The sequence below is a fragment of the Gordonia spumicola genome (assembly GCF_009932475.1).
GTDB lineage: Bacteria > Actinomycetota > Actinomycetes > Mycobacteriales > Mycobacteriaceae > Gordonia > Gordonia spumicola.
In genome coordinates, this window is record NZ_BJOV01000003.1 from 596,065 (window position 1) to 621,428 (window position 25,364).

At 68.1% G+C, this 25,364-nt stretch carries 22 protein-coding genes; 10 read left to right on the forward strand and 12 right to left on the reverse strand.

Features of this window, described 5'->3' with window-relative positions; translation table 11 throughout:
* Positions 1-35: 35 nt before the first annotated feature.
* Entirely contained in the window at positions 36-1,421 is a 1,386-nt protein-coding gene (gene lpdA, locus GYB83_RS08835) for a dihydrolipoyl dehydrogenase (RefSeq protein ID WP_228461327.1), read from the reverse strand.
* A gap of 102 nt (positions 1,422-1,523) precedes the next feature.
* On the opposite strand from lpdA, the gene GYB83_RS08840 reads away from it, so the two are divergent.
* The 4 genes from GYB83_RS08840 to GYB83_RS08855 all read left to right on the forward strand — a co-directional run bounded on the left by GYB83_RS08840 (position 1,524) and on the right by GYB83_RS08855 (position 6,968).
* Positions 1,524-2,099 (forward strand): TetR/AcrR family transcriptional regulator, encoded by a 576-nt coding sequence (locus GYB83_RS08840; RefSeq protein ID WP_161895131.1) that lies wholly within the window; start codon positions 1,524-1,526, stop codon positions 2,097-2,099.
* Positions 2,096-3,337, forward strand: coding sequence for an oxidoreductase (locus tag GYB83_RS08845; RefSeq protein WP_161895132.1), 1,242 nt, complete (start codon positions 2,096-2,098; stop codon positions 3,335-3,337). The genes GYB83_RS08840 and GYB83_RS08845 overlap by 4 nt, the downstream gene beginning before the upstream one ends.
* Positions 3,338-3,554: 217 nt before the next feature.
* Positions 3,555-4,907, forward strand: a complete 1,353-nt coding sequence (locus tag GYB83_RS08850; protein ID WP_161895133.1) for an MFS transporter — start codon at positions 3,555-3,557, stop codon at positions 4,905-4,907.
* A gap of 24 nt (positions 4,908-4,931) precedes the next feature.
* On the forward strand, positions 4,932-6,968 hold the full coding sequence (locus tag GYB83_RS08855) for a prolyl oligopeptidase family serine peptidase (RefSeq protein WP_161895134.1): 2,037 nt from the start codon (positions 4,932-4,934) through the stop codon (positions 6,966-6,968).
* 57 nt (positions 6,969-7,025) lie between these two features.
* Here GYB83_RS08855 and GYB83_RS08860 read toward each other — a convergent pair whose 3' ends face one another.
* Positions 7,026-8,537 (reverse strand): HNH endonuclease signature motif containing protein, encoded by a 1,512-nt coding sequence (locus GYB83_RS08860; protein WP_161895135.1) that lies wholly within the window; start codon positions 8,535-8,537, stop codon positions 7,026-7,028.
* A gap of 295 nt (positions 8,538-8,832) precedes the next feature.
* On the opposite strand from GYB83_RS08860, the gene GYB83_RS08865 reads away from it, so the two are divergent.
* Genes GYB83_RS08865 through GYB83_RS08875 form a run of 3 tightly spaced genes read left to right on the forward strand, consistent with a single transcriptional unit; the run spans position 8,833 to position 11,845 of the window.
* The gene (locus GYB83_RS08865; RefSeq protein ID WP_161895136.1) at positions 8,833-10,026 is read left to right on the forward strand and encodes an ABC transporter substrate-binding protein; all 1,194 of its coding nucleotides are present in this window, start codon (positions 8,833-8,835) and stop codon (positions 10,024-10,026) included.
* Positions 10,023-11,063, forward strand: coding sequence for a FecCD family ABC transporter permease (locus GYB83_RS08870; protein WP_161895137.1), 1,041 nt, complete (start codon positions 10,023-10,025; stop codon positions 11,061-11,063). Before GYB83_RS08865 ends, GYB83_RS08870 begins: the two co-directional genes overlap by 4 nt.
* Entirely contained in the window at positions 11,060-11,845 is a 786-nt protein-coding gene (locus GYB83_RS08875; protein WP_161895138.1) for an ABC transporter ATP-binding protein, read from the forward strand. The genes GYB83_RS08870 and GYB83_RS08875 overlap by 4 nt, the downstream gene beginning before the upstream one ends.
* Before the next feature lie 374 nt (positions 11,846-12,219).
* On the opposite strand, the gene GYB83_RS08880 is transcribed toward GYB83_RS08875, so the two are convergent.
* The 7 genes from GYB83_RS08880 to GYB83_RS08910 all read right to left on the reverse strand — a co-directional run bounded on the left by GYB83_RS08880 (position 12,220) and on the right by GYB83_RS08910 (position 17,309).
* Positions 12,220-12,846 carry a rhomboid-like protein gene (locus tag GYB83_RS08880; protein WP_228461330.1) on the reverse strand — a complete coding sequence of 209 codons (627 nt, stop codon included), beginning with the start codon at positions 12,844-12,846 and terminating at the stop codon, positions 12,220-12,222.
* 16 nt (positions 12,847-12,862) lie between these two features.
* Positions 12,863-13,690, reverse strand: a complete 828-nt coding sequence (locus GYB83_RS08885) for a hypothetical protein (protein WP_161895140.1) — start codon at positions 13,688-13,690, stop codon at positions 12,863-12,865.
* Positions 13,691-13,707: 17 nt separating this feature from the next.
* On the reverse strand, positions 13,708-14,673 hold the full coding sequence (gene ppk2 / locus GYB83_RS08890) for a polyphosphate kinase 2 (RefSeq protein WP_161895141.1): 966 nt from the start codon (positions 14,671-14,673) through the stop codon (positions 13,708-13,710).
* Between the two features lie 64 nt (positions 14,674-14,737).
* Positions 14,738-15,262: a DUF6764 family protein gene (locus GYB83_RS08895; protein ID WP_161895142.1), complete on the reverse strand. Its 525-nt coding sequence runs from the start codon at positions 15,260-15,262 to the stop codon at positions 14,738-14,740.
* 170 nt (positions 15,263-15,432) lie between these two features.
* Positions 15,433-15,867 (reverse strand): SRPBCC family protein, encoded by a 435-nt coding sequence (locus GYB83_RS08900; RefSeq protein ID WP_161895143.1) that lies wholly within the window; start codon positions 15,865-15,867, stop codon positions 15,433-15,435.
* Positions 15,868-15,918: 51 nt separating this feature from the next.
* Positions 15,919-16,482, reverse strand: a complete 564-nt coding sequence (locus GYB83_RS08905) for a TetR/AcrR family transcriptional regulator (RefSeq protein WP_161895144.1) — start codon at positions 16,480-16,482, stop codon at positions 15,919-15,921.
* A complete protein-coding gene (locus GYB83_RS08910; protein WP_161895145.1) occupies positions 16,479-17,309 on the reverse strand; it encodes a tyrosine-protein phosphatase in 831 nt (276 codons plus the stop codon). Before GYB83_RS08910 ends, GYB83_RS08905 begins: the two co-directional genes overlap by 4 nt.
* 65 nt (positions 17,310-17,374) lie before the next feature.
* Here GYB83_RS08910 and GYB83_RS08915 point away from each other — a divergent pair, with 65 nt between their 5' ends.
* Together GYB83_RS08915 and GYB83_RS08920 are read left to right on the forward strand one after the other, a co-directional pair.
* Positions 17,375-18,661: an amidohydrolase gene (locus GYB83_RS08915; protein ID WP_161895146.1), complete on the forward strand. Its 1,287-nt coding sequence runs from the start codon at positions 17,375-17,377 to the stop codon at positions 18,659-18,661.
* Between the two features lie 24 nt (positions 18,662-18,685).
* Positions 18,686-20,344: a protein kinase domain-containing protein gene (locus GYB83_RS08920; protein ID WP_161895147.1), complete on the forward strand. Its 1,659-nt coding sequence runs from the start codon at positions 18,686-18,688 to the stop codon at positions 20,342-20,344.
* Positions 20,345-20,594: 250 nt separating this feature from the next.
* Here the strand turns inward: GYB83_RS08920 and GYB83_RS08925 are convergent, their stop codons facing one another.
* Positions 20,595-21,437: a serine protein kinase RIO gene (locus tag GYB83_RS08925; RefSeq protein WP_161895148.1), complete on the reverse strand. Its 843-nt coding sequence runs from the start codon at positions 21,435-21,437 to the stop codon at positions 20,595-20,597.
* A gap of 209 nt (positions 21,438-21,646) precedes the next feature.
* Entirely contained in the window at positions 21,647-23,272 is a 1,626-nt protein-coding gene (gene groL, locus GYB83_RS08930; RefSeq protein ID WP_161895149.1) for a chaperonin GroEL, read from the reverse strand.
* Positions 23,273-23,502: 230 nt separating this feature from the next.
* Between groL and GYB83_RS08935 the strand changes: the two genes are divergently transcribed.
* Positions 23,503-23,775 (forward strand): excalibur calcium-binding domain-containing protein, encoded by a 273-nt coding sequence (locus GYB83_RS08935; protein WP_228461331.1) that lies wholly within the window; start codon positions 23,503-23,505, stop codon positions 23,773-23,775.
* An 85-nt stretch (positions 23,776-23,860) separates the two neighbouring features.
* On the opposite strand, the gene phoA is transcribed toward GYB83_RS08935, so the two are convergent.
* Positions 23,861-25,348 (reverse strand): alkaline phosphatase, encoded by a 1,488-nt coding sequence (gene phoA / locus GYB83_RS08940; protein WP_161895151.1) that lies wholly within the window; start codon positions 25,346-25,348, stop codon positions 23,861-23,863.
* Positions 25,349-25,364: the final 16 nt, after the last annotated feature.

Consider the following 25,364-nt stretch of genomic DNA (forward strand, 5'->3'; position numbering starts at 1 on the left):
GGCCTCAACTCAACACTTTCGCGTCGGGGTTCCTCTTACAGGTTGATCATGTGGCCGATCGCGCCGTGGAAGGTCTCCTGCAGGGCCTCACTCATCGTCGGATGCGTGTGGACGTTGCGGGCGAGTTCCTTGGCGGTCAGGTCCCACTTCTGCGCCAGGGTCAGTTCGGGCAGCATCTCGGAGACGTTGTCGCCGACCAGGTGACCGCCGATCAGTTCGTCGTTGGTCCCGTCAGTGATCAGCTTGACGAAGCCGGCCGGTGCGGCGAGTCCCTGCGCCTTGCCGTTGGCGCTGAACGGGAACTTGGTGACCTTGACGTCGTACCCTTCGGCCTTGGCCTGCTCCTCGGTGAGTCCGAACGATGCGACCTGCGGCTGGCAGAACGTGGCGCGCGGCATCATCCGGTAGTCGCCGAGCGTCATGGTCTCGGCTCCGGCCATCGTCTCGGCGGCGACGACGCCCTGAGCCTCGGCAACGTGCGCGAGCTGCAGCTTCGCGGTCACATCGCCGATCGCGTAGATGCCGTCGACGTTGGTGCGCATGTGATCGTCGATCGCGATGGCGCCGCGGTCGGTGAGTGCGACACCGGTGTTCTCCAGACCGAAGCCCTCGACGCGCGGCGCGAAGCCGACGGACATGAGGACCTTGTCGACGGTCAGGCTGCCGTCGTTGCCCTTGGCGTCCTTGTACGTGACGACGACCTGGCTGCCCTGATCGTCCACGGTCTGGACGCCGGTGCCGGTCATGATCTTGACGCCGAGCTTCTTGTAGGCCTTCGTCATCTCCTTGGAGACGTCGGCGTCTTCGTTCGGGAGGATGCGCGGCATGAACTCGACGATGGTGACGTCGACGCCGTAGTTGGCGAGGACGTATCCGAACTCCATGCCGATCGCGCCCGCGCCGACGATGACGATCGACTTCGGGAGGTCGCGCGTGAGGATCTGCGTCTCGTAGGTGACGACGTTCTCGCTCAGCTCGACTCCGGGCAGGAGACGGACGGTGGAGCCGGTGTCGATGATGACGTTGTCGAACGTGATCTCGCGGTCGCCGACCTTGATGGTCTTGGCGTCGGAGAAGACGCCGTAGCCGTCGATCTCGGTGATGCCGTTCTTCTTCATGAGGAAGTGGACGCCCTTGACGATGCCGTCGGACACCTGGCGAGAGCGGTCGAAAGCGGCGCCGAAGTCGAACGACACCTCCCCGCTGATGCCGAAGGTCTTGGCCTCGTGATTGAAGACGTGGGCGAGTTCGGCGTTGCGGAGCAGCGCCTTGGAGGGGATGCAGCCGACGTTCAGACAGACACCGCCCCACCACTTCTCTTCGATGACGGCGGTCTTCATGCCCAGCTGGGCGGACCGGATCGCGGCCACGTACCCACCGGGTCCGGCTCCCAGGACAACTGTTTGAAAATGTTCAGCCACGACGTCCACCCTAACGCTCATCGGCCTGCGGTGTCGGTGCTCGGTCCAGGAAGTTTCAATCAATGATTGAAACAATGTTTGAAACGTGATGTACTGCACGTCATGGCGACAGACGTGACCCGCACCCGTCTTCTCGACGCCGCGGAGAGAATCCTCGTCGACACCCCGTACGAGCAGCTCAGAGTCCGCGCCGTCTGCACCGAAGCCGGCGTCAACCCGGCCGCTGTCCACTACCATTTCGGCTCGCGTGAGGGATTGGTCACCACGCTGCTCCAAGACCGCCTCGGACCCGTCTGGGCGGAGCCGCTCGACGACATCAGCGACCGCGACACGTCCGTCCGGGAGATCGTCGACGCCATCCTCGAGCCGATCGGCCGCCTCGCCTCCGAACCAGAACTGGCCCAGCACCTCCGCCTGCTGGGACGGTTCGTGATGACGCACGGTGAACTCGACTGGACCGGGACGTGGTTCCGCACGCAGGCGTGGGTGGCGCTGCTCACCCGTGCGATCGACGTCGACGAGGCCACCGCGCGACGACGGTGGCGCTTCACGTTCACCGTGCTGATGACCGAACTGTCGGCCCCGTCGACGCCGAGCCCCGCGACCATCGCGGCACTCGCCGACTTCCTCACCGCGGGCCTGACCGGCCCGAGTCCCTCCCGGAAGGATCCACGATGACCAGCCATCTCTCGACGGTCGACCCGTTCGCTCCCGCACCGCTCGGCCCGATCACCCCTCGCAACCGGCTGATCAAGTGCGCGACGTTCGAGGGCCGCACCCCCGACGCGCTCGTCACCGACGAACTGATCGAGTTCCACCGCGAGACCGCGGCGGGCGGCGTCGGGATCAGCACCGTCGCCTACTGCGCGGTCGCACCGGAGGGGCGGACCGACCGTCATCAGATCCTGATGGTCCCGGAGGCCGCGGAGGGTCTGCGGCGTCTCACCGACGCCATCCACTCCGAGGGAGCGCTCGCCGCCGCCCAACTCGGGCACGCCGGGCCGGTCGCCAACTCGATCTCCAACCGCGCGAAGGCCCTCGGCCCCGGCCGGATCCCGGCTCCGATGGGCATGTCGGCGACAGCCAAAGTCGATGCCGACGACATCAAACGCGTCACCCGGAACTTCGCCGACGCGGCACGACTGGCCGTCGACTGCGGTTTCGACGCCCTCGAAGTGCACTGCGGGCACAACTACCTGATCAGCTCCTTCCTGTCGCCGCTGCTGAATCATCGGCGCGACGGTTACGGCGGATCGGTCGAGAACCGCGCCCGCCTGGCCCGCGAAGTCCTCGAAGCGGTCCGCGGCGCGGTCGGCGACGAAGCGGCGGTCTGGGCCAAGCTCAACATGTTCGACGGCGTCGGCAAGCCGGGACGTGGACGTGGCGGCAAGCCGTGGAGCGGATTCAACGTCGACCAGGCCTGTGAGACGGCGCAGTTGTTCGAGGCGGACGGGTTCATCGACGCCATCGAGCCGACGGCGGGCAGCTCGCTGCTCAACCCGATGTACCTGTTCCACGGGAAACCTCCGCTGGCCGAGTTCGCCGATGCGATGAAGGGCCCCATCCGCACCGGGATGAAGGCCGTCGGCCCGCTGTTCCTCAAGCACTATCCGTATCGGGACGCCTACCTGCTCCCGCTGGCCGCGGAGCTCCGCGCGTCGGTCTCACTGCCGCTGATCCTGCTCGGCGGCATCACCGATCGGGCGTCGATGCAGACCGCGCTCGACGCGGGTTTCGACTTCGTGGCGATGGGCCGGGCCCTGCTCCGCGAACCCGATCTGCCGCTGCGGATCAAGGACGATCCGACGACGACGTCCCGCTGCGTCCACTGCAACCTCTGCATGCCGACGATCTATTCGCAGACACGGTGTCCGATTCGTGAGGGAGAAGTTCCGGATACCTTCTCACCTGCATGAACGGCGCTCTCAGGGGCCGTGAACGCCGCCTTCGCGTTTCCCATCGACGAATGGACATGCTAGGTGTGGATGTAGTCCATTCGGGGGAATGATCCCCTCGTCGTCAACCGTCCGCGAGGACCGTCAGGAAGTGGTAACCGCCGCTCTGCGCGAAGCGAGCGACCCGTCCACCTGACCCGGAGACATCGACTCCTCGAGCACGAATCGACGAACAGAAATGACTGACTCGCCGTCCACCCAGGACTTCCAGGCTCCGCCGACCGCACTCGTCCGCAAGGCGATCGCCGCATCCGCGATCGGCAACGCGACCGAGTGGTACGACTACGGCGTCTACGCCGCGACGACCACCTACCTGACGCAGGCGTTCTTCCCCGGCGCGTGGGGCACGACAGGCACCATGCTCGGCTTCGCGGTGTCGTTCCTCCTACGACCGCTCGGCGGCTTCGTGTGGGGCCCGATCGGCGACAAGCTGGGTCGCAAACACGTGCTCGCCCTCACGATCCTGTTGATCTCGCTCGCGACGGCCCTCATCGGCCTGCTCCCGACCCACGCGTCGATCGGCGTCTGGGCTCCCGTGCTCCTGATCCTGCTGCGCGTGGTCCAGGGATTCTCGACCGGCGGCGAATACGGCGGCGCGGCGACGTTCATGGCCGAGTACGCCCCCGACCGCAAGCGCGGTCGCCTCGGCAGCTTCCTGGAGTTCGGCACGATGGCCGGACTGTCCGCGGGCACCGCGTTCGTGCTGCTGCTGACGTCGATCCTCGACGCCGACCAGATGGCCTCGTGGGGCTGGCGCATCCCGTTCCTCGTCGCCCTCCCCCTCGGTCTCGCGGGCCTCTACCTGCGGTCGCAGTTGGACGATCCGCCCGTCTTCGCCGAGGTCGAGAGCAAGCGCGGCCACGAACCGTCCGGCCTGGAACTCCTCAAGACCGCGGCCGTCGACTACTGGCGGCCCGCGCTGATCATGTTCGGCATGGTGATCGCGTTGAACGTGTCGAACTACACGCTCCTGGCCTACCAGCCCGACTACCTGAAGAACACCATCGGCCTGTCCGAGTCGGCAGGCTCATGGGTGATCCTCATCGGCCAGATCCTGATGATGCTGATGATCCCGGTCTTCGGCCGCTGGTCCGATTCGACGGGCCGCAAACCGATGTGGCGAGCCTCGTTGATCGGGCTGTTCGTCTTCGCATTGCCGATGTACTGGCTCATGGGTCAGGGCTTCGCGTGGGCGATCGTCGGCTTCGCCGTCCTCGGCCTGCTGTACATCCCCCAGTTGGCGACGATCTCGGCGACCTTCCCCGCCATGTTCCCGACGCACGTGCGGTACGCGGGCTTCGCCATCTCGTACAACGTGTCGACGGCCGCGTTCGGCGGCACCGCTCCGCTGGTGAACGACTGGGTGGTCGGCGACACCGGCTGGCACTTGTTCCCGGCCGCCTACATGATGGGCGCCTGCCTCATCGGCATGGTCGCCCTCCACTTCCTCAAGGAGACGGCGGGCGCGTCGCTGCGCGGCACCGACATCCCCAGCGCCGAGCCCGAAGACGCCGAACCGGCGCTGCGCTGACGAGGGTGCGTAGCCTGGGGAACCGTGACCGACGAGAACACGATCGACGATCCCCACCTGTGGCTGGAAGACGTCACCGGAGACGAAGCCCTCGACTGGGTGCGAGCGCACAACCAGCCGACTGTCGACGAATTGACGTCATCGGACAGGTTCGCCGAGATGGAGGCGGACACGTTGGAGATCCTGTCGTCGGACGACCGGATCCCGTACGTGCGCCGACGCGGCGAGTTCCTCTACAACTTCTGGGTCGACACGACCAACCCGTACGGGCTGTGGCGTCGGACGACGCTGGAGTCGTACCGGTCGGACGACACCGTGTGGGACGTGCTGATCGACGTCGACGCTCTCCGCGAGGCCGAAGGTGAGAACTGGGTGTGGGGCGGGGCCGCGATGCTGCGGCCCGACTACGACCGCGCACTGATCTCCCTGTCGCGGGGCGGAGCGGACGCATCGGTGGTCCGCGAATTCGACGTCCCGTCGCGGACATGGGTCGACGACGGCTTCGCGCTGCCCGAGAACAAGTCGAGCGTCGGGTGGATCGACAGGGACACCGTCTACGTCGGCACCGACTTCGGCGAGCAGCCCGACGGGGCCGGTTCGTGGACGTCGTCCGGCTACCCTCGCGTGGTGAAGCGCTGGTCGCGCGGCACCGACCTCACCGACGCGGTGACGGTGTTCACCGGCGAGGTCGACGACGTCGCGGTCGGCGCGGTGTTCGACTCGACACCCGGGTTCGAGCGGCACTTCGCGTACCGATCGACAGACTTCTACAACGCCGACCAGTTCGAGATCCGCGACGGCGAGCTGATCAAGGTCGACATCCCGTCGGACGCCGACTTCTCGCTGCGGCACGACGTGATGCTGGTGTCCCCGAAGTCGGCGTGGACCGTCGACGGTGTCGAACGCGCAGCGGGATCATTGTTGGCGTTCGACTACAACGCCTTCCTGGCGGGCGACCGCACGCACACGGTGCTGTTCGAGCCGGATGCGCACACCAGCCTGGAGACCTACGCGGTCACGCAGTCGCGCCTGATCCTGGTCACGCTGCACGACGTCGCGACGCGGTTGCAGGCCGTCGAGTTCGACACGTGGACGCCGACCGAGCTCGCGGGTGTCCCGGAGTTCGCGACGATCGGCGTCCTCGACACCGACGCCGACCACAGCGACGAGATCTGGTTGTCGTCGAGTTCGTTCACGCAGGCCCCGACTCTGTTGTACGGCGACGCCCGGACCGGCGTGGAGCCGATCAAGTCGTCGCCGGAGCGGTTCGACGCATCGGGCGTGAGCACACGTCAGTACTTCGCGACGTCCGACGACGGCACCGAGGTCCCGTACTTCGTGATCAAACGGGACGACGTGGAGCAGGGCCCGACACTGCTGTACGGCTACGGCGGCTTCGAGAACTCACTGACGCCCGGATACCTCGCGGTCGCGGCGCGCAGTTGGATCACGCGCGGCGGCATCTACGTGTACGCGAACATCCGCGGCGGCGGCGAGTACGGACCCCAGTGGCACACGCAGGCCGTGAAGGCCGGGCGGCATCTCGTGTACGAGGACTTCTCGTCAATCGCACGCGACCTCGTCGACCGCGGTCTGACCACGCCCGCGCAGCTCGCGGCGCAGGGCGGATCGAACGGCGGCCTTCTGATGGGCGTGATGGCGACGAGTTACCCGGAACTGTTCGGCGCGCTGGTGTGCCAGGTGCCGTTGATCGACATGAAGCGGTATCACCTGCTGTTGGCGGGCGCGTCATGGATGGCCGAGTACGGCGACCCCGACGATCCGGCCGAGTGGGAGTTCATCTCGGAGTACTCGCCGTACCAGCGGGTGAGCTCTGACCCCGCCTACCCGCAACTGCTGGTGACGACGTCCACTCGCGACGACCGCGTCCACCCCGGGCATGCCCGCAAGTTCACGGCGGCCCTCGAAGCCGCGGGACAACCGGTGCGCTACTACGAGAACATCGAGGGCGGGCACGGCGGAGCCGCCGACAACAAGCAGGCCGCGTTCAAGAGCGCCCTCGCGTACGAGTTCCTCTGGCGGACCGTGGGTCGTTCGTAGAAGCGCCCCGCCTACGGCTCGATGTGAGTGCATGACGGCATCCCCGCCTGACCTGTCTCAGGCGGGGTACCGCACCACATCCGTCCCCGGCGGGACCGGCGGACCCGGTGGTGGGGCCGGCATCCGGCAGGACAGCCACTTCTCGACCGCCGACCCGGACTCGGTGACCCGATCGCCGAACGTGGGGAGGATCTTCTCCGGCTGCAGGGCGTGATTGACCTTCCACGGCTCATTCGAGCCGGTGGGCCGCCACCCGACCCGGCCCGTGAAGGGACCAGACTGCAGGATGATGGTCTCCCATCCGCCGGGCTTGGTATCCACGCTGCGGTTGTGCGAGCCGCACGCACCACCCAAGTGGTCGATGTCCGTCGGACCACCGTCCTGCCAATCGGGCATGTGATGCGCCTGGGTCCGCGACCACGGCACCGTGCAGCCCGGCGCCGTGCAGCCACGATCACGACCGAACAGGGCCAGACGCTGCGCCCGGGAAGCCAGGCGCTTACCGCGCCCGAGGTACAGGATCTGCGCGGACGCGGTGGCGAACACTTCCAGCCACGGGGTGGCGTCTCCGGCGATCTCCACGAGATCCTTGACCGGCAGACGAGTCCCGGTGGCGGTAGTGGCGACTCCGGTACGAGCTTCGAGATCGTCCAGCGACGCGGTCACCACCAACTGCGACGACAGGGAGGTGCCCTCACCGAGACCGCCATTGGCGATCAGGAACGTCCACATCGACTCCAGCGCATCGTGATTGCGCTGCGACTGCGAACGGGAGTCCCGCTCAGCCGCCGCAGACAGCGCCTCGGGATCGACGTTCGCCGATGATCCGGACGGGGACTGCTCGTCGTCGGGATTGTTCATCCCCGGCACCGCCCATGACACGAGCAGCGCTTCGAGTTTCGCGCGTGCCGCCGGAGTCAGTTTGGCGCTGATCGCCGACATGAGCCGCCGATCCTGCGGAGCCAGAGTCACACCACGGGTGCGGGCCCGGTCGGTGTCGTCGGTCAGCTCACCGTCGGGGTCGAGGTGGGCGAGAATCCGCTTGCCCGCGGTGCGGGTCTGTTCGGGAGTCAACGTCCGTGCCACCTCGGCGAGTTCGGCTTCGGCGCGGGCCTTCACATCGGCCGGAATAGCAGCTGGGATCGCGTCGATGACGTCGACGATCTCCGCGACGTGATCGAGCGAGAGGTCGCCGTCGGCCACGGCGTCTGCGGTGGCCGGGAGGGTCGGGTCGAGTTGCTCGCCGGAGAAGGCGACCAACGAACTCAGGCTCAACGCCGCATCGGTGCGCCGTTTACGGGCCCGCGCCGACAACCGCAACTGACCTTCCAAGTACTTGCCCGGCATCTGCGACCCTGCCAGACGGTACGCACCCCGCTGGGAGACCTCGGCGAACAGCCGCTCATCCACCCCGACACCGCGACGGTTGGACCGCTCATTGACCTCGGAGGCCGCGAGCAGTTCCCGATCGGACAACCCGGCGAGCGACGCCGAGGCGAGCTTCCGCGTGACCTCGTCCCGCAGTCGAGCGAGCTCGAGCGGATTGTCGGGGAGTTCGATGCTCGTCATGGTGTCCACCTCCTCCGAAGGGTGCCCTCTTCTTTCGTTGTCTCCACCCTACACCCATATGTCACAAATCACAATAGATTGATTCATACGTTCTAATCGAGACATGACGGTGGACTTGCGGACTCGCTCACCGGGCAGTTACGTTTCTTGACGTCAACCAGCTTCGGCGTGGGGAAGCCGGTGCGAACCCGGCGCGGTACCCGCCACTGTGTGCGCCCCCGGGGCCACAGCCAGACCTCCGCGGCGAGCTGACCCTTCTCACCGGGGCGGTGTGTCCCCGAGAGAGGTGCATGCCGTGCGCCCGCATTTCCGCAAGGCCGCGCTCGCGTGCCTGCTCGTGGTCCCCCTGACCGTCGCCGGATGCTCCGGATCGTCGTCGAACGATGCGGGAGCCGACCGTGACTGCATCACCGACTTCGACGCGAACACCGACTACTTCCCCGACAAGTCGACGATCACCGACGCGTCCGGACTCGCCATCGAGTACCACAAGTCGTATCAGGTGGTCACCGTCAAGGAGCCGTCACCCGGCGCGAAGCCCGCATCGTATGTGCTGGTCAGGTGCGGCGCGCCCGCCCCGACGCTCGACGCCGCGCTCGCCGACGCACCCCAGGTGCAGGTTCCGGTCCGATCCCTGTACTCCGGGTCGACCACGCACCTGCCCGCCCTCGTGGCGCTCGGGGCCACCGACACGGTGACGGGCGTCAGCTCCGCGGACTACGTCTCGACGCCGGAGATCCGCGCGCGGATCGACGCGGGCAAGGTGGTCCAGTACGCCGACGCGGGCGTCCCCAACGTCGAGAAGGTGATCGCCGGACAGCCGGACGTCCTCGTCTCCGACGGCAACGAGGACCCGTCGTACGCCAAGATCCGCCAGGCGGGGGTCCCGGTCCTCGCCGACGCCGACTGGCTCGAGGCCACTCCCCTCGGCCGCGCGGAGTGGATCAAGTTCTTCGCCGCGCTCACCGGGACCGAGAAGAAGGCCGCGGAGGTGTTCTCCGAGATCAAGCGGCAGTACGACGACGTCGCCGCGAAGACAGCCGCCGCACCGAAGACGAACGTGCTCGTCGGCGGCATCGAGAACGGCGCCTGGACGATGCCCGCGGGCGGCAACTACTTCGGCCGCCTGGTCCGGGACGCGGGCGGCGACTACCCGTGGGCGTCCGACCCGTCGACCGGCTCCCTGCGCCTGTCGATCGAGTCGGTGATCGACAGGTCCCGGACCGCCGACGCGTGGCTGCTGTCGGATATGACCGTCGCGAGCCTTGCCGACCTCTACAAGCAGGACGAGCGGTACCGGGTGTTCGCCCAGCCCGCCAAGCGCGCGTGGAACGCCACGAAGGCCATGAGCGCCACCGGCGGCAACGACTACTGGGAGCGCGGTGTCCTGCGTCCCGACCTCGTCCTCGCCGACCTGGCCGCAATCCTGCATCCCGACCTGTTCCCGGGTCACGACTCCGTGTTCTATCTGCAGCTGCCGCCGCAGTGACCACCCGGTCCCGCGGCTGGGCGTGGCCTGCGCTGATCGTCGTCGCCGTCGTGTCGGCCCTGGTGACGGCGTCGATCGGCGCCGTCGTACTCCCGGTGTCGGACGTGGTGCACGTCCTGACCGGCGGTCACGCGGCCGACCCCGGCCACGACGCGATCCTGCGTCTGGTGCGGTTGCCGCGCATCGCGACGTCGGCGATCGCCGGGGCCGCGCTCGGCGTCGCGGGCCTCCAGATGCAGACCCTGTTCCGCAACGCGCTCGCCGACCCGTACATCCTCGGGGCGAACTCGGGCGCGAGCCTCGGGGTGGCGGTCGTCGCGCTCGCGGGCGGGGCGGGCGGTCCGGCGTTCGTCGGCGTCGTCGCCGGGTGGGGCCGACTCGGCATCGTCCTGGCCGCGGCGGCCGGCGCCGCCGCGGTCCTCGGCATCATCCTGTTGATGGCGGTGTGGGTCCGCAACGCGGTGACGCTGCTGCTGATCGGCGTGATGCTCGGATCGGTGACCGGAGCTCTGGTGGCCGTCCTCATCGTCTACGCCGACCCGACGTCGGTGCAGAAGTACATGATCTGGGGTCTCGGGACGTTCTCGTCCACGTCGTGGAGCGACATCCGCCTGGCGGCACCGGTCGTCGCGGTGACGATCCTCATCGTGTTCTTCACCGTCAGACCGCTGAACGCGCTGCTGCTCGGCGAGGGGTACGCGCGGTCGATGGGCGTCGACCTGCGCATCGCGCGGACTGTCACCCTGCTGACCGCCGCGCTGCTCACGGGCGTGGTCACCGCGTTCTGCGGACCCGTCGGCTTCCTCGGGCTGGTGATCCCCCACGTGGTCCGCGGGCTGCTGCGCACCTCGAACCACCGCGTACTGATCCCCGGCTGCGCACTGGCCGGAGCCGTCCTCGCCGTGTGGTGCGGCGCCCTCGCCGACCTGCCTGGCGAGAACATGTCCCTCCCGCTCAACGCCGTCACGGCGATCGTCGGGGCGCCGATCGTGATCGCCGTCCTGCTGCGCGGCCGCAACCGAGGAGGCGTCGTATGACCGGCCTCGAACTGCACCGACTCACCGTCGGCTATCGGGGACGACGCGGCCGGACCGTCGCGTCCGACCTGTCCGCGGTGGCCGAGACCGGCCGTCTCACATCGCTGATCGGACCCAACGGCGCGGGCAAGTCGACGCTGCTGCGGACGGTCTGCGGACTGCAGCCGCCGTTGTCCGGGACGGCCACGCTCGCCGACGGCACCGACGTCTCGTCCATGAAGGCCGCGGAGCTGGCCCGACGCGTCGCCGTCGTCACCACCGACACCGTGGAACCGGGTCGCCTCACCGCGCGCGAGGTGGCCGCACTGGGCCGGACCCCGTACCTCTCACCGACGGGCCGGCTGTCGGACGTCGACCGCCGACGCACCGACGACGCCCTCGCCGCGGTCCGCGCCAAGCATCTCGCCGACCGCCAGTTCCACGACCTGTCCGACGGCGAGCGTCAGCGCGTCCTCGCCGCCCGCGCCCTCGCGCAGGAGCCGGAGCTGCTGGTGCTCGACGAACCGACGTCTCACCTGGACGCCCCGTCGCGCGTCGAGTTCCTCGACCTGCTCGCCACGCTTGCCCGCGAACAGGGCATCGCCGTGCTGATGAGCTCGCACGAGCTCGAACTCGTCATGCGTCTGTCCGACGAGGTGTGGCTGCTGCGCACGGACGGGACCATGATCACCGGGACCCCGGGCGAACTCGCCGACGACGGCTCCGTGTCGGCCGCCTTCGACCGCGGCCGACTCCGCTTCGACGCCGACCGTCTCGCCTTCGTCATCGACACGCGCTCCTGACCAGGCTCGCAACGTTGTATGAGTATTCGCACCGGATTGACGGTTCGGGACCCTAGTGTCCTGAACCGCTAGTCCGTTGCATAAGTACTCGCACCCCCAACGGTGGTTGAGCCGGGACGGAGCGATAGCGGAGGGCCGCGTCGAAACCCGGTGACATTCGCTGGAACTGCAGTCCGGCTACTGTCGAATCGTCACCATGAAACGTGGCGTGACCAGTGATTTCAGGCGACCTCACCAGGTTTCGACGCGGCCCTCCGCTATCGCTCCGTCCCGGCTCAACCACCATGAATGTACGACTATTTACTGAACGGATGAACCGGCTCGACCACAATTGGGATGCGAATACTTACACAAAGGAATAGCGGTTCGGGACCCTAGCGACGGAACCAGTGCAGGGGTGAGCGGAGTCTGGGCCTGCCACGGGTGATCGGGTACAGCGCGAGACCGATGACGGTGGCCGCGAAGTGCCCGGCGTCGGTGAAGTCGGGTGCGCCGACCACGAGGGGCGTGACGACCGTCGCGAGCACGACCGCCGCGTAGATCCACCGCCACCACGAGGTGAGCCGATACGCGAGGACCCCGACGACCGCCGCCATGAAGTAGCTGACGCCGACGTCGACAGCGTCACGCAGACTGGGGTCGGCGCGACCATGCCCGATGGCGAGGTCGAGCAGGCCCTGGCTGGCGAGGGTCGCGAGGACGTGACCCGCGAGCCCGACGATCACGAACCGCCCGGTTCCGAGCCACCGTTCGGCGACGGCGAGGAACACGGTGAAGCCGATCAGGTACGGGAGCCAGTAGGCCCCGTCCAACCAGAAGAGGCTGCCGACCATCGCCCGCATCGGATGCTCCGACAGGTTCTCGAGGTTGGTCGAGCGCCTGCCGAGGATCCGGTCGACGACTCCGGGCGCCAGTGTGTGCTGGGCGATGGTGGTGACCAGCAGGACGAACAGCCAGGCGTAGGTCACGGGCGCGCTGCGGATCCACGATGCGATCCTCACGACGCCCGCACGCATCTCAGTACATCCGAGTTCGACGGCCAGAGGCCACGCGCAGCACCAGGCCGGCGGCGATCACGAGGGCCCCGGAGGCTCCGACGACGAGCGCCACGTGCGCCAGGTCGGACGAGACGCCGTCCGCCACGACCTCCACGGTCCGGCGGGCCGCCTCATCCGTGTCGGCCGCCTTGTCGCCCGCGAGCGTCCGGATGTACTGGGCCACGCCGAACGCGCCGAGCGCCGCGAGCACCAGGCCCACTCCGAGCCACGCGAGCACCGTCGACCGACGATTGGCCGTCGCCACCGCGAGGAGCCCGGCGACGATCGCACCGATGAGCGCCGCCCACGACGTCGTGTCGACGAGGTCGCCCGTCGACTCGAGCGACCCGGCCGTCAGCCGGTGCTGATCGATGCCGACGTAGATCGGGCGGTCGATCGTGACCGGCGTCGGCAGCGGAGCCGTCGCCAACACCCGGTTCACCATCGGCGTCACGTTGATGTCCATCACATGGACGTCGGTGTCGGCTCCGGGCGCGGTGAACAGCCAGTCGTGCTGCTGGCGGGCGATCTCCTCGAAGTCGGTGACGAAGCCGTCGCTGCGCACGTAACTCTGCGCCAGCGGCGTCACCGCCGAACCGGCGAGCGGGACGCTAGTCTGATCGGCGACCGCCGCGGCGACCTTGGCCGCGAAATAGTCCTGGACCTCGGTGTTTCGTGCCGCATCCGCGGCCGACTTCGCGAAACCGTCCGTCGACACCACCCGCTGCGACACCCACATGCCGGGGACCGCAACGATCATGCAGACGATCGCGACGACGGTGAACAGGCCCGAGACAACACTTCGCACTCGTTCGAGGCTACCGGCTACTCGCCGACGAGATCGCGCGCACGACCCACGATGAGCGGATCGGGTGTACCGACGATGGACGCGTCCTTGCCGTCGTAGTCGTGCAGACTCAGCACGTACCGCATCGCGTTGATGCGGGCCCGCTTCTTGTCGTTGCTCTTCACGACCGTCCACGGCGCGTGATCGGTGTCCGTGTCGGCGAACATGCGCTCCTTGGCGTCGGTGTACGACTCCCACCGGTCGAGCGACGCGAGGTCCATCGGCGACAGCTTCCACTGGCGGACCGGGTCGATCTGCCGGATCGCGAATCGGGTGCGCTGTTCGAGCGGCGTCACCGAGAACCAGAACTTGGTGAGGTGCACGCCGTCGTCGACCAGCATCTTCTCGAACGCCGGAGCCTGGTGCATGAACTGGTCGTACTGCGCGGGCGTGCAGAAGCTCATGACGCGTTCCACGCCTGCGCGGTTGTACCAGGAGCGGTCGAAGAAGACCATCTCACCGGCGGCGGGCAGGTGCTGGACGTACCGCTGGAAGTACCACTCGGTCGACTCGCGTTCGGACGGCTTCTCCAGTGCGACGACCCTCGCCCCGCGGGGATTGAGGTGCTCGTTGAATCGTTTGATGGTGCCGCCCTTGCCCGCAGCGTCGCGCCCCTCGAACAGGAACAGGTGACGCTGGCCGGTCTGCTTGGACCACTTCTGCAGTTTCAGCAGCTCGATCTGCAGGCGACGCTTGGTGACCTCGTACTCGCGGCGGCTCATCCGCTCCTGGTACGGGTAGTCCTCGCGCCACGTGTCGACGACGTTCCGCTCGGGCAGCGTCAGCAGGATCGGGTCGTCGTCATCATCGTCGACGACCGTGAAGTTCCCGGTGTCGCGCAGGTCGACGAGCTGCTGCAATGCTGCGCGCCCGGACACGACGCTCAGGTCCGGACCGATGTTCTGCTGTTCGACATTCTCCACCGGCACAGGGTAGCGCCCCATCGCCCGACCCGCTGGTCGAGCCGGGCGCGCGTCGGGCCGGACGGGACCAAGGTCCCCCGCGTCGTCAGTGGATGTCGATCGACCCCGACTTCACGCAGAACGCGCCGGTGGTGCTGTCGTACGCCGCGCCGAAGCCGCCCGCACAGTACGTTCCGCCGGGGCCCGCGTACGCCTGGCCGCCCCAGCCGCCGATGGCGATCGACGTCCCGTCGTGGCGCGCCATGGCGACCGACTCGGCTTTGGGGCCCGTCGTGATCGAGTAGGCGTTGCCGCCGTAGATGCCGCTCGAGAGGGCCTGCGAGCCGGGCTGCAGGTTCTTGCTCGTGGCGCTGCCGCCGGTGGTGGCGACGGCCGTGGCGATCCCGCTGCCGCTGGTGTCCTCGGCGCTGGCCCGCGATCCGGGGCCCGCATTGGCGATGCAGTGGCTCTCACCTCGCGCGTGCTCGGTGCGCGCGTTGTCGACGGCTCCACAGGTTGTCGATGCGTGCGCGTCACCGCCTCCGAACAGTGCCATCGCCCCGAACGCCGCACCGCACGCCACCGCGCCGAACAACACCCGAATACCTTTATGACCAGTGGAAATACGCACGCCTCGCCCTCTCTGTCGACCGTCGCGGACGACGTTACTCCCGTCACATCATGCACCGCCATGTGCCATGAATCGTTATCTCGCCGACACGGGCCCGAGACTATGCATGGGACGAGAGAGGCCGCCGAGACCGGTGGTCTCGGCGGCCTCTCGGGTCGCTCAGCGGAATGTCAGGCGCGCCGCTTCGCCTCGTCGGTCAGGCCCTTCTTCGCGGTGTCGACGGCCATCTTCTGGGCTCGCTTCACGATCAGGCCGGGCAGCTTGATCTTGAGCTCGACACTGAGGTCGAACTTCACGTGCGAACCCTCACCCTTGGGGGTGACGGTGTACGTGCCCTCCTGCTGGCTCAACTGCGAACTCTCGACGAGGGTCCACGAGCAGGTGTTCTCGGTCCACGTGTAGTCCAGGACCTGATCGTCGGTCATGCCGACGGCGCTGACGGACGCCTCGACGCGTGCGGGGCTCCCGTCCTCGTGCTCGGTGATGATCTTCGCCGACTTGTGCGGACCCGACCATTCGGGCAGCGACTCGACGTCGAGGAGGATTTCCATGATCACCGACGGCGGTGCGTCGATGTCGAATTCAGTGCTTGCGGAGACAGCCATGCGGAAGAACTTACCCCCGCACCTCGCCGCAGTCGCCAGTGTGGCAACAAATCAACCCGAATCCGGCCCGCCGACCATACGTGTGAGCTGGTCGGCGACGAGATCGAGCGGGTCGACGCTCCGCTCGGCACGGCACAGGATGACCGCCCCCTCGAACGCCGCGAGCACCGTGACCGCGACCGCGTGCGCGTCGTCGGCGGTGAATCCGCGGGTCCGCAGGCTCACGGCGAGAACCTGTTCCCACCGTCGGTAGTACTGCGCCGCGATGACCGCCGACTCCGGCGCGTCCCCGTGGGCGGCGCCCGCCGCGGCCGTCGTGCTGCCGCTCGCGAAGTCGGAGTCGGTGAGGACGCGGCGCCACATGGCGGCCAGATCCGCGACTGCGTCGGCGGGCGACTCGCGGGCGCCGTCCACGAGGACGTCGTCGACGCGGGACGCCGCGCGTTCGACCGCGGCCTCGATGAGCTCCGTCCGACCACCGGGGAAATGATGGTAGACGCTGCCACGCGGCGCGTCGGCCTCGGTGAGGACGTCGCCGATGGACGTCCCCGCCACTCCCTTGCGCGCGATGACGTCGGCGGCAGCGGCCACCATCTTCACGCGCTGCGAGGTCATGCCAGCAACGCCCCGCGGAGCATCGCCTGCACATCCGGGCCGATGCCGAGACCGTCGGCGAAGTAGGCCTCGATCGATCCGTGCCGGTCGGCGACCTCGTCGAACGATGCGGCGAGGAACGCCTCGCGGACGCCGAACACCGGCAGCAGCAGATCGGGGTCACCGCCCGCCTCGGCGAACGTGTCGAAGATCGGCTGCAACGACGGGACTAACCGCTCGTTGGTCAGCAGATAATCGGCGAGGACGTCGTCGCGGGACACGCCGAGCAGGGTGAGCAGCGCGGCCGCCGCCCATCCCGTGCGGTCCTTGCCCGCGGTGCAGTGGAACAGCGCCGGACCGTCTCCCCCGGCGAGGCCGGTGAAGAAGTCGCGGTAGGCCGACCGTGCGCTCGGGAGGTTCACCAGGTCGCGGTAGGTGGACGTGATGGCGGCCACGGCCCGTCCACCGCCCAGCTGTTCGCCTGCCTTCGCTACCAGTTCGGGGTCGGAGAAGAACTCGGCGAGGTTGGCCGGGACCGCCATCGACGAGTCGGCCAGCACGTCGAGGCCGACGTTCGACGCTCCGTCGAACGTCGGATCGGGTGACGCCTCGCGTTCGGCCGCCGACCGGAAGTCGTAGACGGTGCGGACGCCGAGCGCCGCGAAGTCGTCGGCGTCGTCGGCGGTGAGCGGCCGGAAGTCGGCCGACCGGTACAGCAGTCCGGGCCGGACGGTCCGCCCGTCCGCGGCCGTCCACCCGCCGAGGCCACGGAGGTTCACCAGCGACGGGACCGGGCTCGGAGCGCCCGGCGCGGCAACGGATTCGGGACTGTTCGGCTGGGTGACCATGCCCGTCATTATGCCGCCGCCGGAAACCGACGGCCGAACGCTCCGGCACGGATACGCTGGCACGCATGGTGACCTCCCGTTCGCTCCCCAAGGATCTGATCGCCCGCGTCGACGACCTCGTGGACGCCGACACCGTGCGCCTGGTGGACTTGTTCAAGGACATCCACCGCAATCCCGAACTCGGTTTCGAGGAGATCCGCACCGCCCGTCTCATCGAGAAGGCGCTGCAGAACCTCGGTTTCGACGTCACGAAGGGCATCGGCAAGACCGGCATCGCCGCGACCTTCCGGAACGGTCCGGGGCCGGTCGTCATGTACCGGGCCGACATGGACGCGAACGCCGTCCGCGAGGAGACCGGCCTGGACTACGCGAGCACCGTCACCGCGTCCAGGGAAGACGGCACCCAGGTGCCGGTCGGGCACATGTGCGGGCACGACGCGCACGTCACCTGGCTCATCGGCATGGCGAACGCGCTGGTCGCGGTGCGCGACGAGTGGTCGGGGACCGTCGTCCTGATCGGGCAGCCCGCCGAGGAGCTCATCACCGGCGCGCAGGCGATGCTCGACGACGGCCTCTACAACTTCATCCCCACGCCGGACGTGCTGATCGGCCTGCACACCGCGCCCGGCCCGGTCGGCATGGTGATCAACCCGCCCGGCACACGGATGGCCGGGACCGACCAGGTGGACGTGCATTTCCACGGCGTCGGCGGGCACGGATCGATGCCGCACAAGGCGAAGGACCCCGTCCGGATGGCGGCGCAGGCCGCCCTCGACTTCACCTCGCTGGTGCCGCGGACCGTCGAGCCCAACGCCACCGCCGTCGTGTCGGTCGGATCCATCCAGGCCGGAACGGACAACAACGTGATCCCGTCCGAGGCGCTGGTGAAGGTGAACCTGCGCTGGTTCGAACCGCACGTCCGTGAGGCCTTGCTCGGCGGGATCCGCACCGCGTCGGAGTCCATCGCCCGGGCCGCGGGGATGGGCGACGACGAACTTCCCGACCTCGTCCTCAAGGGCGCGTCCCCGCCCCTGGTGAACACTCCCGACCTGGCCGAGGCGATGTCGGCGTCGCTGCGCGAGATCATCGGCGCCGAGAACGTCGTCACCGACATGCCCGCCGTGACCGGCTCGGAGGACGCGCACATGCTGCGCGGACCGCACACCGATCTGCCGTTCAACTACCTGCTGGTCGGCGTCGCCGCGCCGGAGGTCTTCCTCGACGCCCTGTCCCGCGGCGAGCTGGTCCCCTACTACCCGCACAACCCGAACTACGTCGTCGATCTCGCCGCGATCGGTTTCGGGACCAAGATCGCCGCCTACTCGGTTCTGGGTCTGCTCGACCCGCGCTGACCGATCGCTGACTACGCTTGCGCCGTGGACCAGACGGGGACTTTGCGGGAGGGCGAGGAGTTCGCCGGGTATCGGATCGTGCGGAAGCTCGGTGTCGGCGGGATGGGCGAGGTCTATCTCGCCTCGCATCCACGCCTGCCGAGGGAGGACGCGATCAAGGTGCTGGGCGCGGTCGACGCGTCCGACGGCCAGTTCCGGGAGCGATTCCTGCGAGAGTCCGACATCGCCGCCGGAATCGACCACCCGAATGTCGTGTCGATCCACGACCGCGGGGTGGCAGGCGACCGGCCGTGGATCGCGATGTCGTACATCGACGGCACCGATGCCGCCCGACTTCTCGCATCCGCCCCCGGCGGCCTCGATCCCGCGGCTGTCGCGCACATCGCGCTCGACGTCGCCGACGCCCTCGATGCGACGAACGCGCAGGGCATCCTGCACCGCGACGTGAAACCCGGCAACATCCTGCTGACCGAACGGCTGCACCGCGGACGGCCCCGCGTCTACCTGACCGACTTCGGGATCGCGAAGGCCGCCGGGCAGGCGCAGTCGTTGACGGCGACGAGTTCGTTCCTCGGCAGCATCTCGTACTGTGCACCCGAGCAGATCGCGGGGACCGCGGGCCCGGCGACCGACCAGTACGCGCTCGCCGCCACCCTCTTCCACCTGCTGACCGGACGAGAGGTCTTCGTCGGAGCACACGTCGGCGAACTCCTCCACCAGCACCTGACCGTGGCTCCGCCACGCGCGTCCGGTGTCCGCCCGTCGCTGCCCACGACCGTCGACGACGTTCTGGCTCGCGCGCTCGCGAAGGACCCGACCGACCGGTTCGCCTCGTGCAGCGACTTCGCCGACGCATTGGCTGCCGCCCTCGACGGCACACCGCCGACCGCGCAGTGGGCTCCGACAACCGTGAACCCGGTCTCGGCAGCCCACCCGCCCGCACCCGCCGCCGCTCGACAGCAGGCCCACCCCACGCCCGGCCCGATGTGGGCGCCCGGACTTCCCGGCCCTCGTGAACGTCGGGGCTTCGCGGCCGCCGCTCCGTTGCTCGCCGCCGAGACGCTGCAGGTCACCGGTCTGCACCTGGCCGCACAGGGACCGGCTCGCGGCATCCGCAAGGAGCTGGCCGACCGCTGGGACCTGAACGGGCCGGTGTCACCCGAGCAGGTCCGGACGGCCGTCGGCGTCGGCTCGTACACCGTGCTCACCGATCCCGTCCTGGAGTGGCTGCGGTCGGCGAACGTCGTGTTCGGCGCCCACTCCCCGAGTGGCCTGCGGTCGGCGATCGCCGACCATCTCAACGATCTCACCCACGAATCGATCGTGACGGCCGTCCTCGACGTCGCATCGGAGCGGATGCTCGACTCCGCCGCCAGGCTCCCCACGACGGTCTCCGCGTGGGACTGCGCGCGCAGCATCCAGCTCGTTCGCAAGTGTGTGACGGTCGGCTATCTGCAACCGGCCGACGCGTGGCCGTTGATCGCCGAGTTCGGCGACGCCGCAGCCGTCTACCCGTCGTGGGAGGCGTTCGCATGGGGCTTCGAAGTGGGGTGCGCGGTCGAGGCAGGCCTCCACACGTCCGGCAAGCGCGCCGTGCGACGGTCGCTCGACCGCACCGAACCGGTGGTCCGTTCGCTGTTGGCCGATCCGACCGGCCCGTGGCGCGCCGTTCCGCTGCACTGACGGAAGCATCAGTCTTGGTGGTTGAGCTGGGCCGGAGCGTTAGCGGAGGCCCTTGTCGAAACCACCGTCACCCGGGCTGGGAGTCCGACAAGACATCTTGGTGGACAATGAGTTCCAGCCCGGGTGACGGCGGTTTCGACAGGCTGCTTCGCTAACGCTCCGCAACCGCTCAACCAGCATGACAGCGACGTCGGTTCATTGTGAAACAGCCCGGTCTGCCCTCGGAGGACTGTCTCGGGGACGTTTTCCGTCACCAGGCCGCGGCGATCACCTCGCCGAACAACTCCTGCGGGTCCACGTCGAGGCCGCGGCGGGCGAACCAGTCGCACATGTTGGTGCAGTCGCGCTGAAGGAAGTCCGCGCCGTTGGGGTTCGCGATCAGGTCGACCATCTGCGGCACGTCGATGATCACCAGCCGCTCGCCCGCGGCGAGGACGTTGTACGGCGACAGGTCTCCGTGGACGAACCCGGCGGCCGACATCGCGAGCATGGCGCCGCGGAGTTGATCGAACCAGTCGACGAGCAGGTCGCGGTCGGGCCGGACCGCGGCGAGCCGAGGCGCCGGGCTGCCGTCCACCGCGACGAGTTCCATCAGGATCTCGGTCCCGTCGATCTGCACCGGGTACGGGACCGGGACGCCCGCGTGCAGGCAGCGGACCAGCGACTCCCATTCGGCGTGCGCCCACTGTCCGGCCGCCATCTCACGACCGAAGGCCGACTTGCGGTTGACGGCCCTGGTCACGCGGGAGTCCCGCACCCGCCGTCCTTCGGTGTACCCGGCGTTCCGTCGGAATGACCGGTGCTGGTCGTCGCGGTACCGCTTGGCGGCGAGGACGCAGCGCTCACCGGTGGCGGGCACCGCGCGTTCGAGCAGGTGGACGTCTGCTTCCTTGCCGGTCTTGAGGACGCCGAGGTCTGTCTCGAGCGCGGCCCGGTCGGTCACCAGCCAGCCCGGGACCGGCTGCGGACCGCGTTGCAGCGGTTCGACGTCCCAGTAGCGGGTGAAGCGTTGATCGTCGCCGGGGTCGTCGATCGGGCGGTAGTCGAAGGTGTAGAGATCAGCGTCGGAGGACGCCTCGTCGTACGAAGTCATGGATGCTCCAGAGAGGGGTGTGATGGCGGGTCGAAGTCACGCCGACGACAGTCATATGCATGTCACTTCCTCTCTGGTGCGGGTGCGGACAACCGGGAACACTGCCAGGGCGTCCGCGCCGAGGCAATCGATTTAACGCCGAAGGCCGGCCACCCGTGTGGGGTGACCGGCCTCCGGTGAGTTCTGCAGTGAACCTCTGATCTGTCAGATCAGAAGCCCATGCCGCCCATCTCGTCGCCGCCCGGCATTGCCGGCATGGCGTTCTTCTCGGGCTTGTCGGCGATGACGGCCTCGGTGGTGAGGAACAGGGCCGCGATCGACGCTGCGTTCTGCAGTGCCGAGCGGGTGACCTTCACCGGGTCGTTGATGCCTGCGGCCAGCAGGTCCTCGTACTCGTTGGTCGAGGCGTTGAGGCCCGTGCCGACCGGCGAGTTGCGGACCTTGTCGGCGACGACGCCGGGCTCGAGGCCCGCGTTGATCGCGATCTGCTTGGCCGGAGCCGACAGTGCGACCTTGACGATGTTCGCGCCGGTGGCCTCGTCGCCGTCGAGCGACAGGCCGTCGATGGCCGACTCCGACTGCAGCAGTGCAGCGCCGCCACCGGCGACGATGCCCTCTTCGACGGCAGCCTTCGCGTTGCGGACGGCGTCCTCGATACGGTGCTTGCGCTCCTTGAGCTCCACCTCGGTGGCCGCGCCTGCCTTGATGACTGCGACGCCACCGGCCAGCTTGGCGAGGCGCTCCTGCAGCTTCTCGCGGTCGTAGTCGCTGTCGCTCTTCTCGATCTCCGAGCGGATCTGCGCGACGCGGCCGGCGATCTGCTCAGCCTCGCCCGAACCGTCGACGATGGTGGTCTCGTCCTTGCTGACGACGACCTTGCGCGCGGTGCCGAGCAGTTCGAGGCCCGCGGTCTCCAGCGAGAGGCCGACCTCTTCGCTGATGACCTCGCCACCGGTGAGGATGGCGATGTCGGCCAGCATGGCCTTGCGACGGTCACCGAAGCCCGGAGCCTTGACGGCGACGGACTTGAAGGTGCCCTTGAGCTTGTTCACGACGAGGGTCGAGAGGGCTTCGCCTTCGATGTCCTCGGCGATGATCAGCAGCGGCTTGCCGGCCTGGATGACCTTCTCGAGCAGCGGGAGCAGGTCCTTGATGGTCGAGATCTTGCCCGAGACGAGCAGGATGTACGGGTCCTCGAGGACGGCTTCCTGGCGGTCCGCGTCGGTGACGAAGTAGCCGGAGATGTAGCCCTTGTCGAAGCGCATGCCCTCGGTGAGCTCGAGCTGCAGGCCGAAGGTGTTCGACTCCTCGACGGTGATGACACCCTCGTTGCCGACCTTGTCCATGGCCTCGGCGATCAGATCGCCGATGCTCTGGTCGCCTGCCGAGATGCCTGCGGTAGCAGCGATCTGCTCCTTGGTCTCGACCTCCTTGGCGGAAGCGAGCAGCGAAGCGGTGACGGCCTCGACGGCCTTCTCGATGCCGCGCTTGAGGACCATCGGGTTCGCGCCGGCCGCGACGTTGCGCAGGCCTTCGCGGACGAGTGCCTGAGCAAGGACGGTGGCGGTGGTGGTGCCGTCACCTGCGACGTCGTCGGTCTTCTTGGCGACTTCCTTGACCAGCTCTGCGCCGATCTTCTCGTACGGGTCCTCGAGCTCGATCTCCTTGGCGATGGAAACACCATCGTTGGTGATCGTGGGGGCGCCCCACTTCTTCTCCAGGACGACGTTGCGGCCCTTGGGGCCGAGGGTGACCTTGACGGCGTCGGCGAGGCTGTTCAGGCCGCGCTCGAGTCCGCGACGGGCCTCTTCGTCGAAAGCAATCTGCTTTGCCATTGGTGTGTGATCCTCCGGTTGGGGGTGACACTAAGTTCTCGTAGGGTCGGACTCGATGCCCGCGACGGACGACCGGGGTGTCTTGTGAACCGATCTCACCGTTCCGACCTGGCACTCGCATGCCGCGAGTGCCAGACTCCGTTTTAGCACTCACCTATGGAGAGTGCAAGGTATGCAGGCCCCCGATCTGGGACTACCCGCGCCCGACGGGCCCGCCTACGATTTCGCGGGTGATCACTCGAATCTGCACCGCGGCAGCCATCGCCCTGACGGTCGTCGCCGTCGCACCGCACACCGACGCCGATGCCGCCCCCGTCAAGCGCTACGCGAACTGCGCGGCACTCAACAAGGACTACCGCCACGGCGTCGCCCGCCCGGGCGGACGCGACGTCGTCAAGGGGAAGAGCAAGCCTGCCCGCGGATACGTCGTGAACAAGGCCGTCTACCAGAAGAACACGCACCTCGACCGCGACAAGGACGGCGTCGCCTGCGAGAAGAAATAACACCCGAAAGGCAGAACCACCGCGCCACAGCACCGATGACGGCCTCTGGACCGTCGTCGACGCTGTGGCGCGGTGGTTCTCCGGACTACTTCTTCTGGCGGTCGAGCCCGAGCTGGTCGGTGATGTAGAAGAACGGGTCGGTCTGGTCGGACAGACCCGAGACGTTCGCGGCGCCGGGGCCGTATGCGGCGATGCGGACCTGGCCGCCGGTGTGCTGTTCCTCGCCGGGCTCGAGCGAGGTGCCGTAGCTGACGGTGATCATCTCGCCGTCCTTCGTCGTCAGGTTGCGAGTGAGGCCGGGCATCGGGAGTTCCGCGTCGGGCTCGGCGACCTGGCTGGAGTGCGCGTGATCGCCGGTCACGATGACGAGCGTGTCCTTGCTCTCCTTGGCGAAGGCGAGAGCCGTGGTCACGGCGTCCGACAGCTGGACGGTCTCACCGATCTGGCCGCATGGGTCGGCGTCGTGGTTCGCCTTGTCGATCGAACCCGATTCGACCTGTAGGAAGAAGCCCTTGTCGCCCTTGAGCAGGTCGATGGCCTTGCTCGTCATGTCGCCGAGCTTCGGGACGTTCGACGTGAACTCGGGGTTCGGGGCGCACGTGACGGCCGGCTGCTTGTTGCCGTCCTTGACCGCCGTCGCCTTACCCCACACACGCGGAAGGTTGCCGTCGGCGAAGACGCCGAGGAGCGGCTTGTCCTGGTCGGCGGACTGGACGTTCTTCAGTTCGTCGGCGCCCCGGATCACCTGGTAGCCGCGTTCTTTGGCCTGGACGTCCAGGGTCTTGCCCTTGTACTCGCCCGCGGTGGCGGTCTCGGTGAAGGTCTCCCAGCCGCCGCCGAGGGTCACGTCGGGGCGGGCCGCGAGGAGCTGTTCGGTGATCGACCCCTTGCCGCCGTTCTCCAGGGCGTTCTCCGGGCACTTCTCCAGTGTCGCCTTCGGGCCGTAGCACTTGCGCTGCGACACGTGCGCCACCTGCACGGCCGGGGTGGCGTCCTGGATCTCGGTGGTGGTGACATCGCCGGTCTTGAGGCCGTTGGCCTTCGCGATCTCAAGGATCGACCGCTGAGCCTTGCCGTTGACGTCGACGCCGATCGCACCGTTGTACGTCTTGGTCCCCGTCGACCACGCCGACCCGGACGCCGCCGAGTCGGTGACGTAGCTGGGCTTGTGCGAGGTCTTGTTCAGCGAGTATGTCGTGTAGTCGCCGCTGAAGGGGAGCTGATCGATGCCGGGGAGCTGCCCGGCCGCGCCATACTGGTAGTCGCGCGCCAGGGTCAACTCCTGGTTGGCGGTGCCGTCGCCGATGATCAGGATGACGTTCTTCGCGCCCGAGCGCTGGATCGAGTCGGCGATCGCCGCGGTCTGATCCTCGGTGAGACGACGCGCCCCGCCGTTCTGCGTGATGTCGCCCGTCGCCGCCCGCTGGATGTCGACGCCCGCGACCTTGTCGCCGTCGTTGCCGACGGCGTCGTCCGACGAGCACGCCCCGAGGACGCCGGTCGCACCGAGGACCGCGACCGCGCCGAGCGCGCTGATCGCCCGGACCTTCTTGTTGCCGTATTTCTGAGCCATGGACGTATGGCAACAG

What these genes read in the sequence shown, in the direction of transcription:
- GYB83_RS08845 (WP_161895132.1), top strand. Translation starts at nt 2,096, where the DNA reads ATGACCAGCCATCTCTCGACGGTCGACCCGTTCGCTCCCGCACCGCTC.
- phoA (WP_161895151.1), bottom strand. Translation starts at nt 25,348, where the DNA reads ATGGCTCAGAAATACGGCAACAAGAAGGTCCGGGCGATCAGCGCGCTC.
- ppk2 (WP_161895141.1), bottom strand. Translation starts at nt 14,673, where the DNA reads ATGGGGCGCTACCCTGTGCCGGTGGAGAATGTCGAACAGCAGAACATC.
- GYB83_RS08840 (WP_161895131.1), top strand. Translation starts at nt 1,524, where the DNA reads ATGGCGACAGACGTGACCCGCACCCGTCTTCTCGACGCCGCGGAGAGA.
- GYB83_RS08860 (WP_161895135.1), bottom strand. Translation starts at nt 8,537, where the DNA reads ATGACGAGCATCGAACTCCCCGACAATCCGCTCGAGCTCGCTCGACTG.
- GYB83_RS08925 (WP_161895148.1), bottom strand. Translation starts at nt 21,437, where the DNA reads ATGACTTCGTACGACGAGGCGTCCTCCGACGCTGATCTCTACACCTTC.
- GYB83_RS08850 (WP_161895133.1), top strand. Translation starts at nt 3,555, where the DNA reads ATGACTGACTCGCCGTCCACCCAGGACTTCCAGGCTCCGCCGACCGCA.
- GYB83_RS08905 (WP_161895144.1), bottom strand. Translation starts at nt 16,482, where the DNA reads ATGACCTCGCAGCGCGTGAAGATGGTGGCCGCTGCCGCCGACGTCATC.
- groL (WP_161895149.1), bottom strand. Translation starts at nt 23,272, where the DNA reads ATGGCAAAGCAGATTGCTTTCGACGAAGAGGCCCGTCGCGGACTCGAG.
- GYB83_RS08910 (WP_161895145.1), bottom strand. Translation starts at nt 17,309, where the DNA reads ATGGTCACCCAGCCGAACAGTCCCGAATCCGTTGCCGCGCCGGGCGCT.
- GYB83_RS08915 (WP_161895146.1), top strand. Translation starts at nt 17,375, where the DNA reads ATGGTGACCTCCCGTTCGCTCCCCAAGGATCTGATCGCCCGCGTCGAC.
- GYB83_RS08875 (WP_161895138.1), top strand. Translation starts at nt 11,060, where the DNA reads ATGACCGGCCTCGAACTGCACCGACTCACCGTCGGCTATCGGGGACGA.
- GYB83_RS08900 (WP_161895143.1), bottom strand. Translation starts at nt 15,867, where the DNA reads ATGGCTGTCTCCGCAAGCACTGAATTCGACATCGACGCACCGCCGTCG.